The following is a 14544-nucleotide window of genomic DNA, read 5'->3' on the forward strand; positions in this document are numbered from 1 at the left end:
GTACGAGGGAACCCCTCCGCCTTGCGACTGCACGCACCGGACGCCGCGGGCCCCGCCCTTCGGGCGGACGGCGCCATTTTGAAGACACGGCCTAGATATGACCTGACCCGGCGGTTCTTCAACGAGGGGGGCGCGCTTCCCGAAGGAATTGCCGGGCGCCCCGCAGCGTCGTCTTCAGGCGGCGCTGGGTCGCCCGGCTGTCCAGGCGGACGTCGAGTGCTCCGGGGAGGCCGCTCGTCGCCCGGGTTGCCTTGGGCAGGCGGGCGGTGTCGAGGCCGTCCCGTTCGGCGACGAGGATGCCGAAGTCGTACCGGCTGAGGGTGTCCGGGCCAGCGATGTGGTGGATGCCGGACGCGTCGCTCGGCGCCAGTTCCAGCAGCGCCGCCGCGAGGTCCGAGACGTGGACGGGGCAGCGGAACTCGTCGGTGAACAGGGCGCCGTCGAAGGCGCCGGTCGCGAGCCGGTGGACCAGGCGTTCGTGTTCGGAGTCCCCGTCGCCGACGATCAGGGACGTGCGGGCGACCACGGCCTCCGGGTACACCGCGAGAACCCCGGTTTCGGCCGCCGCCTTGGCCGCGCCGTACGGGGTGACGGGGGAGGGGAGGCACGACTCGTCGTACCGGGCCCGGCCGACACCGGAGAAGACGGCGTCGGAGGAGACATGGACCAGGCGGATGCCACGCTTCGCCGCGGCGATCGCGAGCCGGATCGGGCCCTGCGCCGTAACCGCCCAGTCGGCCCCGCCGCTCGACGCGTTGATGACGACGCTCGGGTTCACCTCGGTTAATACGGCGTCCGGGCCGTCCGCGTCCCGCAGATCGAGGTGGCGCCACTCGGTCGGGGCGGCGTCACCGGGCTTGGTGGCGTACGTCGCGATGGTCGTGTGTCCCGCCGTTGTTGCCTGCCGGACGAGCTGGGAACCCAGAAAGCCGCTGCCGCCGATGATCAGAACTGTCATACGAGCAACGTAGCCGGGTGAGCCGCACGAGTAAGGCCCCACAGACAAGTCGGGGTGCGCGCTTTCCGCCGGTGGGACGCGGCCTTGGCCTGAACGCCGCGTGGCGACCTCGCGACCCGCCGGATGTTCCGGGTGAGGATGCCCCGCATGAACCTCATACGTTGTGCCAAGGGCGCCGTCGCCGCCTCTGCGGCCACCGCCGCCTGCTATGCCGTCATGCGTCACGGCTACGACCGGGCCCGGGAAGCCGCGACCGCCGCCGACGCCAGGGGCGACACGTTCGGCGGTGCGGTCGAGCACGGGCTCACCACGGCAGCCTCCTGGACCCTCATGCCCGTCCTGTTATGGGTCGGAATGCGCCTGCTGCGGGAAGACGGCAACACCGTCTTCGTTGTCGCCGGGGGTGGGGCCTGGGTCTTCGGCATCGGCATGCTCGTCGACTACATCGACCACCACCCCGGCAGTCCCCCCTACATCGCCTTCGCCGTCTACGTGATCTTCTGCGCCGTGCTCCCGAGGGACGACAATTCGCCGAGGTCATAGCCCATACGTACGGGGCACGGCCGGGCTCGGGTCAGAAGGTGGGGCAGAGGTTCTTGTGCACGGCGGCCAGGATCGCCGTACCGGTCGCGGGGGTCGCGATGTCCGGGAGCCGGGTGCCGATGGTGAACCGGTCGAGTGCCTGCTGCGGCAGCTCGGACTTGTCCTTCGCCGACTTGATCGAACCGCACTGGTTCAGCCCGCGGCTGATGGCCTGGTCTTCCTTGCCCGTTTTGACGATGCGCGGATCGATCGCGTTGAGCGCGGCGATGTACGCGGCGGCCACCGTGGCATCGGGCTTCGGCGGAAGGCCGGCCGCCTCGCGCGCCTTCGCCAGGTCCTCGGCGGACGGTTCCTTCACCGGCGGGGTCGCCGTCGTCGGCGGACGGATGGTCTTGGTGGGCTCGGGGCTGGTTTCGAGGGAGCAGGCGGTGCCGGTGAGCAGTAAGGCGGCGGTGAGGAGGGTGAGGGCGGTGTGTCGGGTACGCATCCGGTCAGCGTGCCGGGGCGGGCCCGGGGCGCGTGGGCATTGAGGGGGTGCTGTGACGGGTCTGTGACCCACTGTGTGGCGTACGGGGCGCAGGGGATGGGTGGGGCGACTCGGAGTCCGGGCCGGGGCGGCGCGGGCCGGGCCCGGCCGGGCCGGGGCGTACGGATGGATGTGGTGGAGGCCCGTGAGCGGGTTGATACCGTGGCCATCCCCGGCGGCGCGTGTCGCCGGAGCCCGCCCCTCGCACATTCCTCACCGTAAGGAATCCGCCGTGCCCCTGGTTTCCGTGGTGATGCCGGTATACAACTCGGCCGTCACTCTGGGCGCGTCGGTGCGCTCCGTCCTCGCGCAGACCCATGCCGACGTCGAACTGCTGATCACCGACGACGCGTCCACCGACGGTTCCATGGACATGCTGCGGGAGCTGGCCGGTCAGGACGAGCGGGTGCTGCCGCAGGCGGCGCCCGAGCAGGGCGGCGCCGCCAAGGCCCGGAACCTGGCCCTGGCCCGGGCGCGTGGCGACTACGTGGCGTTTCTGGACAGCGACGACATGTGGCTCCCGGAGAAGCTGGAGCGGCAGATCGAGTTCGCCGCCGCGGGCGACGCCCCGCTGACGTTCACCGCCTACTACAAGGTCGACGGCGACTACACGGGCGAGGCGTGCGACTTCGTACCGAACGGGCGGGTCGTCGCGTCCCGGGAGCGCGTCACGTACCGGGACATGCTGATGCAGGACCACATCGGGGCCCTGACCGCCATGTACGACCGGAAGGCGCTCGGCACCCGGCTCATGCCCGACATGCCGAAGCGGCAGGACTACGCGCTGTGGCTGAGCATCATGCGGGACGGGCACCCCGCCCGGGGCATGCGGGAGCCGCTGGCGGTCTACCGGGCCGGGCGCGCGGGATCGCTGTCCTCGAACAAGCTGGGGCTGGTCGAGCACAACTGGCGGCTGTACCGGCAGCACGAGCACCTCTCCTTGCCGTGGTCGGCCCTGGCGCTCTCCGGGGACGTGTGGCACTCCCTGCGCAAGTCCCGGATCTGACCGAGCCGAGATCCGCTTCCCGCCGCCGGGCCGCCCGCACCGGGGCGAGACCGTCTTTCCGGTCCGTACGCGATCGGGTGAGGCCCTGGCCCCGGCCGTGACCGTGATTCCCGACGGGCCCGGCTCTCGAACCGGGGGCCCGGGCCGGCTTCCTCTCCCACGCCCGGAGCTGATCATCCCCGATAGGACGGTCTGTTCCGGCCGTTCTCGTTCCCGTGCTCTGCCGGGGGCGCTGGTCCCGGCTCTACGCTGGGCCCTCGCGTCACCCCGTCCAGCGTCCAGCGGAGATGAGGAAAGCCCGATGCGCGCCACCGATCTGGTCTGGTTCAAGAGCAGCTACAGCAAGAGCGGCGGGCACGGCAACTGTGTCGAGGTGGCTCTGTCCCGGCAGGAGTCGCGCCGCGGCGGTGGCGATGGAGACGATCGCCCCGCCGTCATTCACGTCCGGGACTCCAAGGTTCCCGACGGGGCGCGGCTCGGCATCACCGCCCGCGCCTGGGGCGGGTTTCTGCCCTATGCCGCCGGGCGGCGCTGACCTGCGTCGATCGGCCGCGCCGATCGGGGTATCGGGAGGACTGCCCACCACGCGCTCGCTCTCGCGGAGGGCCCGCTCCTAGCGTCGCCGGTATGACCAGTGAACAGACCGGTGCCGTGCAGCTCACCGCCGCGATGGTGCTTTCCGGGACCATCGGGGTCTTCGTCGTCGAGTCGACCGCCTCGCCCTCCACCGTGGTCCTCTTCCGGTGCCTCTTCGGGGCGCTCGCCCTCGCCGGGTACGCCCTCGTACGGGGGTACTTCAGGGATCACGGGCTCACCCGGCGCACCGTCGGGCTCTCCGCGCTCGGTGGCGTGTTCATCGTGCTGAACTGGGTGTTTCTGTTCTCCGCCTATGAGCACGGGTCGATATCCCTGGCGACCGTCGTCTATCACACCCAGCCGTTCTTCCTGGTGCTGCTGGGGGCCGTGGTGCTGCGGGAGCGGCTGACGCGGGGGCAGTTCGGGTGGCTCGCGGTGGCCTTCGGCGGGCTCGTGCTCGTGTCCGGGGTCGGGCCGGGGGCGTCCGCGTCCGTCGCCGGGGTCGGGTTCGCCCTGCTGGCCGCGCTGCTCTACGCCGCCTCGACCCTGGTCACCAAGCGGATCACCGGGGTCCGGCCGCATCTCGTGGCGCTCGTACAGGTGCTGGTGGGGCTGCCGTTGCTGCTGCCGCTCGCCGAACTCGCCGAGGTCGGCGGGCTGGGCGCGGGGTGGGCGTGGCTGGTGGGGCTGGGGGTGCTGCACACCGGGGTGATGTACGTCCTGATGTACGCGGCCTATCAGCGGCTGACCACCGCGCGGATCGCCGTACTCGCCTTCGTCTATCCGGTGGTGGCGCTGGTGGCCGACCGGGTCGTGTACGGGCACCACATCGGGCTGCTCCAGGCGCTGGGGATCCCGCTGATCGTCGCCGCGAGTCTGCGCGTCAACCGGCCGAAGCCGAAGCCGAAGCCGGGGAAGCCGAAGTCGAAGCCGGGGACGCCGGAGCCGGGGTCGAAGCCGGGGTCCCCGGATCCCGCTCCTGTTCCCGGAACAGCCGCAGCGTCTCGTCGATGAAGAGGCGGACATGGCGTGGCAGCCGCTTCCCCTCCCGCCACGCCACCTGCGTGTACAGCCGGAACGGCGGTTCCCACGGCAGCGCCGTCAGCGTTCCGGCCGCCAGTTCGGCGCGGACCGCGACCCGGGGCAGCAGGGCGATCGCCAGCCCGGCCGCCACCCCCTGTTTGGCCGCCTCCAGCGTGCCGTACTCCCGGAACGGGGGCGTCGGGCCGGACACGGCGCGCAGTTCCGCCTCGAAGAGGTCCCGGTACGGGCAGCCCGGCTCGGTGCCCAGCAGTTGCTCGCCGACCAGATCGGCCGTGGTCAGGGCGTCAGCGCCAGCCAGGTGGTGGCGGGGGGCGGCCACCAGGACCAGCGACTCCACGGCGAGGACCTCCGTGACCAGCCCCGGGTGCTCCGTCGCCGGGTCCATCAGGAAGCCGATGTCGTACGCGCCCTTGAGCACCGCCCGGCGCGTCTCGTCGCCGAGGGCCGGGCGGAGTGCGAGGCGTACCGCCGGATAGCGGTGGTGGAAGAGTTCCAGCAGCGGCGGCAGCCGGTACGACGTCAGCGACTCCATCGTGCCGACGGTCAGCGCGCCCTCCGGCTCCCCGGTCTCCGCGACGGCCGCCCGCGCCTCGTCGTGCAGATCGATGATCCGGCGGGCGTACGGCACCAGCCGCTCACCCGCCTCCGTGAGCCGGATCCGGCCGCCGAGCCGGTCGAAGAGCTGGACGCCCAGCTCCGACTCCAACGCCTTGACCTGCGCGGTCACACTCGACTGGGCGTAGCGCAGCTCGCTCGCGGCGGCCGTGAAGCTCAGCAGTTCCGCGACTTTCGCGAAGGTCACCAGGAGACGCAGCTCCACGGCGGACTCCTACTTGTCGTCCTTGCCGTCGTTCTTCTTCCGGTCGTCCCGCTTCTGGTCGTCCTCGGCGGGCTCGGCGCGCTCCGGCTCGGGCTCGGGCTCCGCGGGCTTCTCGCGCTCCCGCTTCGTCTCGTCGCCCAGCGACTTCAGGAAGTCCGGGTTGTCGTCGGGTGCCACCCAGCCGCCGCCCCGGCCCCCGCCGCCCGAGAACACGCCCCCGCCGGAGCCGCCGCCGTACGCGGCCGTACGGCGCGGGCGGCCCGCGACGAACCAGGCGATCGGGCCCAGCAGCACCTCGCCGAAGAGCAGCACGATGAAGATCCACGCCAGCTTGGGAAGGTTGCGGACTTCCTTCTCCGGGGTGTTCAGCACATCGATGAAGGCATAGATCCACAGCGCCAGGACCAGGAGGAACGGCAGATACCGGAGCATGGTGGTGACGGTCCCCCAAGGAGAGGCTGCGGGGCGCGGGCGGGCACCCGGTGACGTGGCCAGGGTAGCCGGTACCGGATACTGGGGCCCATGGCATATGAGGATCTTCGTTCCCTGCTCAGGGCCCTGGAGCGCGAGGGAGACCTCAAGCGCGTCAAGGTCGAGGTCGACCCGCACCTGGAGGTCGGCGAGATCGTCGACCGGGTGAACAAGGCGGGCGGGCCCGCCCTCCTCTTCGAGAACGTCCGCGGCTCGTCCATGCCGCTGGCGATGAATGTCTTCGGTACGGACCGGCGGCTGCTCAAGGCGCTGGGGCTGAAGTCGTACTCCGAGATCTCCGAGAAGATCGGCGGGCTGCTGAAGCCCGAGCTGCCGCACGGCTTCATCGGGGTCCGCGAGGCGTTCGGCAAGCTCGGCACGATGATCCACGTACCGCCGAAGAAGGTGAAGGACGCTCCCGTACAGGAAGTCGTCCTCCAGGGTGACGAGGTCGATCTCGACGCGCTGCCCGCCCTCTTCACCTGGCCCGAGGACGGCGGCTCCTTCTTCAACCTGGGGCTGACGCATACGAAGCACCCGGAGACCGGGGTCCGCAACCTCGGGCTCTACCGGCTCCAGCGGCACGACCGCCGGACCATCGGTATGCACTGGCAGATCCACAAGGACTCGGCCAACCACTACCAGGTCGCCGCCCGGCGCGGTGAGCGGCTGCCGGTCGCGATCGCCTTCGGCTGCCCGCCCTCGGTGACGTACGCCTCCACCGCGCCGCTGCCCGGCGACATCGACGAGTATCTGTTCGCCGGGTTCGTCCAGGGCAAGCGGATCGAGATGGTCGACTGCAAGACCGTGCCGCTCCAGGTGCCCGCACAGGCCGAGGTGGTCCTGGAGGGGTGGCTGGAGCCGGGGAAGATGCTGCCGGAGGGGCCGTTCGGCGACCACACCGGCTTCTACACCCCGCAGGAGGACTTCCCGGCGCTCACCATCGACTGCGTCACCATGCGGAAGCGCCCGCTGCTCCAGTCGATCGTGGTCGGCCGGCCGCCGACGGAGGACGGGCCGCTGGGCCGGGCCACCGAGCGGTTCTTCCTGCCGCTGCTGAAGATCATCGTGCCGGACATCGTGGACTACCACCTGCCCGAGGCGGGCGGCTTCCACAACTGCGCGATCGTCTCCATCGACAAGCGGTACCCCAAGCACGCGCAGAAGGTGATGTCCGCGATCTGGGGCGCCCACATGATGTCCCTGACGAAGCTGATCATCGTGGTGGACAAGGACTGCGACGTCCACGATCTGCACGAGGTCGCCTGGCGGGCCTTCGGGAACACCGACTACGCCCGTGACCTGACCGTGGTCGAGGGGCCGGTGGACCATCTGGACCACGCCTCCTACCAGCAGTTCTGGGGCGGAAAGGCGGGGATCGACGCCACCGCCAAGTGGCCCGAGGAGGGGTATACCCGGGGCTGGCCGAACATGGTCGAGTCCGATCCCGACACCTCGGCGCTGGTGGACCGGCGCTGGAAGGAGTACGGCCTGTGACGGCGGACGGCGCCGCCGCTTCCGGTACCGGTGCCGGGGCCGTCCCCGGTACCCGGCCGGGCGGCGGCCCGGCGGCCTCCGGCGGCAAGGTCAAGGCGTTCCTGCGGCTGGTGATGATCGAGCACTCGGTCTTCGCCCTGCCGTTCGCCTATATCGCCGCCCTCACCGCGATGTACCAGGTGGACAAGAGCGTCCACTGGACCGAACTGCTGATCGTCACGGTCGCCATGGTCGGGATGCGGACCTTCGCCATGGCCTGCAACCGGATCATCGACCGGGAGATCGACTCCCGCAATCCCCGGACCGCCGGGCGCGAACTGGTCACCGGCGCGGTGAGCGTACGGACCGCCTGGACCGGCGCGCTGATCGCGCTGGCCGTCTTCCTCGGCGCGGCGGCGGCGCTCAATCCGCTCTGTCTGGCGCTGGCGCCGATCGCGGTGGTCCCGATGGTGGTCTATCCGTACGGGAAGAGGTTCACGAACTTCCCGCACGCCATCCTCGGCCTGGCCCAGGCGATCGGCCCGATCGGCGCCTGGCTCGCGGTCACCGGCACTTGGTCGTGGGACGCGGTGATCCTCGGCGTCGCGGTCGGGATCTGGATCGGCGGCTTCGACCTGATCTTCGGTTCCCAGGACGTGGCGGCCGACCGGGCGGAGGGCGTGAAGTCCGTCCCGGCCCGCTTCGGCGTCCCGGCGGCGCTCCACGGCGCCCGCGCCTGCCATGCGATCACCACGGCCCTGCTGGCCTGGTACGGCCTGGCGACGGACGCGGGCGCGTTCTTCTGGGTGGGCCTGGTGATCGTCGCGGTCGCGTTCGGCTACGAGCACACCATCGTCCGGCCGCACGACCTGTCCCGGCTGAACCGGGCGTTCTTCACGGTCAATGGTTTTATCGGAATTACCCTCTTCGTGTTCGCTCTGCTGGATCTGGTGGTGCGTGGTCTGATGGTGTAGCCGTACGGGGAGCGGATCACCGTCGGGACGTCGCTCGGCAAGCTGGAGTTCGATACGGCGGTGCTCCCGGTCGACCCCGGGAAGTGATCGGTCCTTCCCCGCGCCCGGGGGCGCCGGCCAGCGGCTCACCGAGGGCCGAGGACGGTGACGGGCCGGTCGGCGGACCCGGATAGGCTCCCCGTGTGGAGGCAGTACGAGAAGCAGCACGGGAAGAGCCACGGGACGGGGTGCGGCGGCCCTGGGTCGTCGGGGTGTCGGGGGCGTCCGGGACGCCGTTCGCCGCCGCCGTGCTGCGGGGGCTGATCGACGCGGGCGAGAGCGTCGACCTCGTGGTGTCGCGGGCCTCGCGGCTCACCCTGCTGGACGAGACCGGGATCTCCTTCCGGGACGCGCACTGGCGGGACGACCTCGCCGAGTGGCTGGGGCGGGGCGCCGACGGGCGGGCCGGGACCTTCGACGTCGATCTCGGTGATCACGGCGAGGTGCGGTACTGGAACGCGGGGGACCTCGCGGCCGGGCCGTCGTCGGGGTCGTACCCGGCGAAGGGCATGCTGATCGTGCCCGCTTCGACCGCCGCCGTCGCCGGGGTGGCCCTCGGGCTCTCCAAGGATCTGCTCCAGCGCGTGGCGAGCGTGACGCTCAAGGAGCGGCGGCCGCTGGTCGTCGCCGTACGCGAGACCCCGCTCAACGGGCAGACCCTGCGGCATCTCGTCACCCTCGACCAGGCCGGGGCCGTCGTCCTGCCCGCGTCGCCCGCGTTCTACGCCGGGGCGACGCACATCCAGGACCTGGTGGACTTCGTTGCCGGGCGGGCCCTCGACGCCGTGGGGGTGCCGCACACCCTCTACGGGCGCTGGAAGGGCGAGATCGGCGGCACGGCGAGGAAGGCCGCCGACGCGGCCGGGGGTACGGGGACGGCGCCGGGGACCGGCTGAGGGCGGCCGTACCGGCCCGCCCGCCGAGCCGGGCGGCGTCAGAAGACCCGTACCGACAGATGTATCCAACCCAGACTCTTCAGGGATCGCAGGGACAAATCCCTGCATGCCTTAGTTTCATTCTGATACTCACTGGATTGCTGAATAATGGAAGGCGCCAGGTTTATGGACGCGGTGGACAGGCAGCTCATCCAGGCCCTACGTGAGAACGGCAGGGCCTCCTACGCCGAGCTGGGACGGCTCGTCGGGCTCTCCGGGCCCAGCGTCACCGACCGGATCAACCGGCTGGAGGCGGCGGGTGTCATCACCGGCTACCGCGCCACCGTCGACGCCGCCTCCCTCGGGCTCGGCGTCACCGCCCTGATCGGGATCTCCCTCTCCGACGCCGCCGACCACGAGGACGTGGCCCGCAGGCTCCGCGATCTGGACGAGATCGAGGACTGCTGGTTCATCGCGGGCGACGACTCGTACATGCTCAAGGTCCGGGCGAATGACGTCGACGGCCTGGAGAAGACCATCCGGCGGCTCAGCGGCACCCGGGGCGTCTCCCGGACCCGGACCACGATCGTCCTCTCCACCAAGTGGGAGAACCGCGTCGGGGATCTGCCCGCCCAGGAATGACCGGGGCCGCCCCCGCGCGGCGGGGGCACTCCCGCCCGCCTGGGGCGGGCCAAGTACCGTGGACGGAGCCCGATGGACGAGGCTCGACGGATCAGGAAAGTGGGAGGCGGGCGCATGGACGCTGGGCTCAAGCGCGAGCTGGAGGAGAAGGTCCTCGCCGGTGAGCGGCTGACCCGTGAGGACGGGATCGCCCTCTACGACTCGGACGACCTCGCCTGGCTCGGCGGCCTCGCCCACGAGGTGCGTACCCGCAAGAACGGTGACGTCGTCCACTTCAACGTCAACCGGCACCTCAATATGACCAATGTGTGCACCGCGTCCTGCGCGTACTGCTCGTTCCAGCGGAAGCCGGGCGAGAAGGACGCGTACACGATGCGGATCGAGGAGGCCGTCCGCCTCGCCAAGGCGATGGAGAACGAGAACCTCACCGAGCTGCACATCGTCAACGGGCTCCACCCCAACCTGCCGTGGCGCTACTACCCCCGGTCGCTCTCCGCCCTCAAGGAGGCGCTGCCGAACGTCTCCCTGAAGGCGTTCACCGCCACCGAGATCCACCACTTCGAGACCATCTCCGGAATGTCGGCCTCCGACATCCTGGACGAGCTGATCGAAGCCGGTCTGGAATCGCTCACCGGCGGCGGCGCCGAGATCTTCGACTGGGAGATCCGCCAGCACATCGTCGACCACAAGACCCACTGGGAGGACTGGTCGCGGATCCACCGGCTGGCGCACAGCAAGGGGCTCAAGACCCCGAGCACGATGCTCTACGGACACATCGAGGAGCCGCGCCACCGGGTCGACCACGTACTCCGGCTCCGTGAACTCCAGGACGAGACCGGCGGCTTCCAGGTCTTCATCCCCCTGCGCTACCAGCACGACTTCGTCGACATGAAGGACGGCAAGGTCCGCAACAAGCTCCAGGCCCGGACCACCATGGCCACCGGCGCCGAGGCGCTGAAGACCTTCGCCGTCTCCCGGCTGCTCTTCGACAACGTGCCGCACGTCAAGGTGTTCTGGGTGATGCACGGCGTCCAGACCGCGCAGCTCGCGCTCCAGCACGGCGCCGACGACATGGACGGCTCGGTGGTCGAGTACAAGATCACCCACGATGCCGACAACTACGGCACGCCGAACAAGCTGACCCGCGACGATCTGCTGGAGCTGATCCGGGACGCCGGATTCCGCCCGGTGGAGCGGAACACCCGGTACGAGATCATCCGCGAGTACCCCGGCCCGGAAGCCGAGCGGCGCGAATCGCCGCAGCCCATGCGGCTCTGACCGGGGGAGCGCGCGTTGACCCTGACGTACACCCTCGACCCCGCCGTCGACCCGGCGCTCCGCGACGGAATCCTCCGGCTCTGGGCCGATGTCACCAACGCGGGCGGCGCGGTCGGATTCGTCCCGCCCGTCACCCCGGACGACATCCGGCCCGAGCTGGTCCGCCAGCTCGCCGCCCTGGCGGAGGGACGGGCCCGGCTGCTCGTCGGCCACGACACCGACGGGCGGGTCGCGGCCACCGCGTTCCTCACCTTTAACAGCCATCGGCTGATGACCCACTGGATCTGGCTCTACACCGTCATGGTCCACCCCGACCAGCAGGGCCGGGGCGCCGGGCGCGGACTGATGGCGGCGGCGGCCGAGGCCGCCCGCGGTTTCGGCGGCGTCGAGGCGATCCGGCTCGGCTGCCGGGGCGGGCTCGGTCTGGAGCGGTTCTACGCGTCCTGCGGCTACCAGGAGGTCGGGCGGGTGCCCGACGCGATCCGGGTCGGGGACGGGGATTACCGGGACGACATCACGATGCTGCTGTCGCTGCGGTGACGCCGGTGGTGATGGTGATGGCGATGGTGATGAACCCGGTGGTCGCGGGGCCGTCCGGGGGGTCCCGCAGAGCCGCCGTATAGCTCGATTTCGGTACATGCTTCACTGGAACAGCACGTTCAATCCCCAGTCGCGTACGTGAACAGCGCGTGCGTCCGGAAGAGAGAAGGGCCTCCGTGTCTGCCAAGTCGAGCGCCGCGATCAAGTACACCGGCCTGCGCCTCGCCGTCTTCGCGGGCTGCTTCGCGGTCGTGGCCGTCCTCGTCCAGTTCGGGATCCTCCCCAAGGGGCTCGGCGACTCCAACTTCGTCTGGGTCGTGCTGCTGGCGCTGGTGCTGTCGGCGCCGCTGAGCTTCATCCTGCTGCGGAAGCAGCGCGACGCGATGTCCGAGCAGATCGTCGACTCCGTGGACCGGGCGAAGGACCGCCTCGCGGCGAACCGGACGCGGGAGGACGGCATCGCCTGACGCGCGGCGAGCCGAGGGGGCCGGTCGTACGGCTCCGGCGCCTGCCCCGGTGCTCCGGGGCGCGGCGTCTCGTGTCGGGCGGATGAAGCCCGGTATCGGGTGCATATCGGATGTGTCACACATCCCGGGTAGTGATCTTGAGATCCTGCCCGGGATGTCCGTGTTTATGCAGGTAGTCCCGATGATGTGGTGTGGATTCCGAGGAAAATCCGCCCCCACGCCCCCAAGATGACCTTTGAGAACCTCAAAGCTCCGGTGTTAACGTGTTCCCCATGCAGACATCAGTGCGCCTCCGCCTTGCCGCGAGCCCCCCGCTCGTGGCGCGCCTGCATGTCGACCTCTGCCGCTGCATGTCCGCGGTCTGTCGCCGCTCGGTCTGACCCCGGCATCCCTCCCCAGCGGCAGCCCCGACTCGCAACCGAAACCGGCCCTACTCGCGCACGGGCGCCGTCTTCCGCTCACCCATTACCTCAGCCACCACTGGAGTGTGTCCGTGTCCGCGAACACGACGTCCCCCGCCGACCGGAAGCCCGAGGCATCCGAGTCCGGCGCCCGTTCCCGACTGCCGAGAATCCCCTTCTGGGCCCAGATCGTCGCCGGTCTCGTCCTCGGCGTCCTGCTCGGCTGGCTCGCCCGGGAACAGGACATCAGCTGGCTCAAGGACACGCTGGAGCAGGTCGGCGACATATTCGTCCGGCTGCTGAAGCTGGCCGTCGCGCCGCTCGTCTTCTTCGCGATCCTGATCTCGATCACCAACCTCCGCAAGGTCAACAACGCCGCCCGGCTGGCCGGCCAGACCCTGCTCTGGTTCCTGATCACCTCCCTCATCGCGGTCGCCATCGGTATCACCATCGGCCTCCTCACCAACCCCGGCGAGGGCACGGGACTCACCCCCAAGGACGGCGGACTCCCCAAGAAGACCGGCTCCTGGATCGACTTCCTGACCGGGATCATCCCGACGGACATCATCACCCCCTTCGCCGAACTGAAGGTCCTCCAGATCGTCTTCCTCGCCGCCGTCGCGGGCATCGCGGCGCTCTCCCTCGGCGAGAAGGCCAAGCCCGTCCTCACCTTCAGCGAATCCGTGCTGGAACTGCTCCAGAAGGCGCTGTGGTGGGTCATCCGGCTCGCCCCGCTGGGCACCGTCGGCCTCATCGGCTACGCCATCGCCGACTACGGCTGGAACCTGATCAGCAAGTACGCGACCTTCACCGCCGACGTCTACATCGGCAGCCTGCTCGTCCTCTTCGGCGTCTACCCGCTGCTGCTCTGGGCCGTCGCCAAGGTCAACCCGCTCCAGTTCTACAAGGGCGCCTGGCCCGCGATCCAGCTCGCCTTCGTCTCCCGCTCCTCCGTCGGCACCATGCCCGTCACCCAGCGGGTCACCGAGCGGCTCGGCGTACCGAAGGAGTACGCGTCCTTCGCGGTCCCGTTCGGCGCCACCACCAAGATGGACGGCTGCGCCGCGATCTACCCGGCCCTCGCGGCGATCTTCGTCGCCGAGATCTTCGACATCCAGCTGGGCCTCAAGGAATACCTGCTGATCGTCTTCGTGTCCGTGGTCGGCTCCGCCGCGACCGCCGGACTCACCGGCGCGACCGTGATGACCACCCTCACCCTCTCCACCCTCGGCCTCCCGCTCGAAGGCGTCGGCCTGCTGCTCGCCATCGACCCGATCCTCGACATGATCCGCACCGCGACGAACGTCGCCGGACAGGCGGCCGTACCGGTGATCGTGGCCGCCCGGGAGAAGATCCTCGACCGCGACCAGTACGACGCGGCGGGGTCGACGTCGATCGACGACGAGACAGTGCCGGGCGAGTCGGCGGCGTCGGCGGGCGAGAAGGTGTCGATCCCCGCCCCCGCGTGATCGCTCGCGCTGTGCGGTTCGTGGTGCTCGGGCCGTGATGTGCTCACCGGAGCCCCCGCTCTCCCCCTCACGGAGAGCGGGGGCTCCGGTGCGTCCCGCTCCGCCGGGGCCCCGCCTCACTACCCGGGTCGCGCCCCGGGGCCTGATGTTGTCGGCGGCCTGCGGACCGCCTGTGGCTGGTCGCGCAGTTCCGCCCCCTATGCCTTCGGCGATGGGGGGACCCCCAGCGCCTTGGCCCTCCGGGTGAGGCCCACAACCCCGGGCAGCGCCCAGCGGCCTGATGTTGCTCGCGGTCTGCGGACCGTGCGTGGCTGGTCGCGCAGTTCCCCGCGCCCCTGGTTGCCCTCCTGACCGCCCTCCGAAAGAGGCAGGCCCCTCTCTCACCGGAGGCGAGGCCCTTTTCAGGAGCGGCGCTGGGGAGAGCATTTAGGGGCGCGGG

General features: G+C 70.3%; 16 protein-coding genes and 1 pseudogene. 12 read left to right on the forward strand and 5 right to left on the reverse strand.

The genetic code is table 11. The features are described 5' to 3' along the window. Positions 1-118 precede the first annotated feature (118 nt). Positions 119-958 carry a sugar nucleotide-binding protein gene (locus tag AB0G74_RS13665; RefSeq protein ID WP_361144765.1) on the reverse strand — a complete coding sequence of 280 codons (840 nt, stop codon included), beginning with the start codon at positions 956-958 and terminating at the stop codon, positions 119-121. A 147-nt stretch (positions 959-1105) separates the two neighbouring features. Between AB0G74_RS13665 and AB0G74_RS13670 the strand changes: the two genes are divergently transcribed. Further along, positions 1106-1501 (forward strand): hypothetical protein, encoded by a 396-nt coding sequence (locus AB0G74_RS13670; RefSeq protein ID WP_361144767.1) that lies wholly within the window; start codon positions 1106-1108, stop codon positions 1499-1501. A 31-nt stretch (positions 1502-1532) separates the two neighbouring features. On the opposite strand, the gene AB0G74_RS13675 is transcribed toward AB0G74_RS13670, so the two are convergent. Then, positions 1533-1988 (reverse strand): hypothetical protein, encoded by a 456-nt coding sequence (locus tag AB0G74_RS13675; protein ID WP_361144769.1) that lies wholly within the window; start codon positions 1986-1988, stop codon positions 1533-1535. A gap of 271 nt (positions 1989-2259) precedes the next feature. Here AB0G74_RS13675 and AB0G74_RS13680 point away from each other — a divergent pair, with 271 nt between their 5' ends. From AB0G74_RS13680 to AB0G74_RS13690, 3 genes are all read left to right on the forward strand, one after another. Next, a complete protein-coding gene (locus AB0G74_RS13680; protein WP_361144771.1) occupies positions 2260-3033 on the forward strand; it encodes a glycosyltransferase family 2 protein in 774 nt (257 codons plus the stop codon). Between the two features lie 301 nt (positions 3034-3334). Continuing rightward, the gene (locus AB0G74_RS13685; RefSeq protein ID WP_361144774.1) at positions 3335-3568 is read left to right on the forward strand and encodes a DUF397 domain-containing protein; all 234 of its coding nucleotides are present in this window, start codon (positions 3335-3337) and stop codon (positions 3566-3568) included. A 92-nt stretch (positions 3569-3660) separates the two neighbouring features. Beyond that, on the forward strand, positions 3661-4623 hold the full coding sequence (locus tag AB0G74_RS13690) for a DMT family transporter (protein ID WP_361144776.1): 963 nt from the start codon (positions 3661-3663) through the stop codon (positions 4621-4623). 40 nt (positions 4624-4663) lie between these two features. On the opposite strand, the pseudogene AB0G74_RS13695 reads toward AB0G74_RS13690, so the two are convergent. Together AB0G74_RS13695 and AB0G74_RS13700 are read right to left on the reverse strand one after the other, a co-directional pair. Then, positions 4664-5473 (reverse strand): annotated as a pseudogene (locus AB0G74_RS13695) (LysR family transcriptional regulator); the annotation flags it as partial. Between the two features lie 9 nt (positions 5474-5482). Continuing rightward, a complete protein-coding gene (locus AB0G74_RS13700; protein ID WP_361144779.1) occupies positions 5483-5905 on the reverse strand; it encodes a PLD nuclease N-terminal domain-containing protein in 423 nt (140 codons plus the stop codon). Between the two features lie 90 nt (positions 5906-5995). Between AB0G74_RS13700 and AB0G74_RS13705 the strand changes: the two genes are divergently transcribed. The 6 genes from AB0G74_RS13705 to AB0G74_RS13730 all read left to right on the forward strand — a co-directional run bounded on the left by AB0G74_RS13705 (position 5996) and on the right by AB0G74_RS13730 (position 11768). Further along, entirely contained in the window at positions 5996-7441 is a 1446-nt protein-coding gene (locus AB0G74_RS13705; RefSeq protein ID WP_361144782.1) for a menaquinone biosynthesis decarboxylase, read from the forward strand. Beyond that, on the forward strand, positions 7438-8394 hold the full coding sequence (gene mqnP / locus AB0G74_RS13710) for a menaquinone biosynthesis prenyltransferase MqnP (RefSeq protein ID WP_361144785.1): 957 nt from the start codon (positions 7438-7440) through the stop codon (positions 8392-8394). Before AB0G74_RS13705 ends, mqnP begins: the two co-directional genes overlap by 4 nt. A gap of 182 nt (positions 8395-8576) precedes the next feature. After that, positions 8577-9329 (forward strand): UbiX family flavin prenyltransferase, encoded by a 753-nt coding sequence (locus tag AB0G74_RS13715; RefSeq protein ID WP_361144788.1) that lies wholly within the window; start codon positions 8577-8579, stop codon positions 9327-9329. Between the two features lie 165 nt (positions 9330-9494). Continuing rightward, positions 9495-9950, forward strand: coding sequence for an Lrp/AsnC family transcriptional regulator (locus tag AB0G74_RS13720; protein WP_358824333.1), 456 nt, complete (start codon positions 9495-9497; stop codon positions 9948-9950). Positions 9951-10064: 114 nt separating this feature from the next. Then, positions 10065-11228 carry an aminofutalosine synthase MqnE gene (mqnE, locus tag AB0G74_RS13725; RefSeq protein ID WP_361144792.1) on the forward strand — a complete coding sequence of 388 codons (1164 nt, stop codon included), beginning with the start codon at positions 10065-10067 and terminating at the stop codon, positions 11226-11228. 15 nt (positions 11229-11243) lie between these two features. After that, positions 11244-11768 carry a GNAT family N-acetyltransferase gene (locus AB0G74_RS13730; RefSeq protein ID WP_361144795.1) on the forward strand — a complete coding sequence of 175 codons (525 nt, stop codon included), beginning with the start codon at positions 11244-11246 and terminating at the stop codon, positions 11766-11768. On the opposite strand, the gene AB0G74_RS13735 is transcribed toward AB0G74_RS13730, so the two are convergent. Next, positions 11743-11874 (reverse strand): hypothetical protein, encoded by a 132-nt coding sequence (locus tag AB0G74_RS13735; RefSeq protein WP_361144797.1) that lies wholly within the window; start codon positions 11872-11874, stop codon positions 11743-11745. The genes AB0G74_RS13730 and AB0G74_RS13735 overlap by 26 nt on opposite strands. 70 nt (positions 11875-11944) lie before the next feature. Between AB0G74_RS13735 and AB0G74_RS13740 the strand changes: the two genes are divergently transcribed. Then, the gene (locus AB0G74_RS13740; protein WP_361144800.1) at positions 11945-12235 is read left to right on the forward strand and encodes a DUF4229 domain-containing protein; all 291 of its coding nucleotides are present in this window, start codon (positions 11945-11947) and stop codon (positions 12233-12235) included. 487 nt (positions 12236-12722) lie between these two features. Beyond that, positions 12723-14105 carry a dicarboxylate/amino acid:cation symporter gene (locus AB0G74_RS13745; protein WP_361144803.1) on the forward strand — a complete coding sequence of 461 codons (1383 nt, stop codon included), beginning with the start codon at positions 12723-12725 and terminating at the stop codon, positions 14103-14105. Positions 14106-14544: the final 439 nt, after the last annotated feature.

The organism is Streptomyces sp. NPDC020875 (genome assembly GCF_040641415.1).
Taxonomy (GTDB): domain Bacteria; phylum Actinomycetota; class Actinomycetes; order Streptomycetales; family Streptomycetaceae; genus Streptomyces.

Coding starts and splice junctions, on each gene's coding strand:
- AB0G74_RS13665 (WP_361144765.1), bottom strand. CDS start 958: ATGACAGTTCTGATCATCGGCGGCAGCGGCTTTCTGGGTTCCCAGCTC.
- AB0G74_RS13670 (WP_361144767.1), top strand. CDS start 1,106: ATGAACCTCATACGTTGTGCCAAGGGCGCCGTCGCCGCCTCTGCGGCC.
- AB0G74_RS13675 (WP_361144769.1), bottom strand. CDS start 1,988: ATGCGTACCCGACACACCGCCCTCACCCTCCTCACCGCCGCCTTACTG.
- AB0G74_RS13685 (WP_361144774.1), top strand. CDS start 3,335: ATGCGCGCCACCGATCTGGTCTGGTTCAAGAGCAGCTACAGCAAGAGC.
- AB0G74_RS13690 (WP_361144776.1), top strand. CDS start 3,661: ATGACCAGTGAACAGACCGGTGCCGTGCAGCTCACCGCCGCGATGGTG.
- AB0G74_RS13700 (WP_361144779.1), bottom strand. CDS start 5,905: ATGCTCCGGTATCTGCCGTTCCTCCTGGTCCTGGCGCTGTGGATCTAT.
- AB0G74_RS13705 (WP_361144782.1), top strand. CDS start 5,996: ATGGCATATGAGGATCTTCGTTCCCTGCTCAGGGCCCTGGAGCGCGAG.
- AB0G74_RS13720 (WP_358824333.1), top strand. CDS start 9,495: ATGGACGCGGTGGACAGGCAGCTCATCCAGGCCCTACGTGAGAACGGC.
- mqnE (WP_361144792.1), top strand. CDS start 10,065: ATGGACGCTGGGCTCAAGCGCGAGCTGGAGGAGAAGGTCCTCGCCGGT.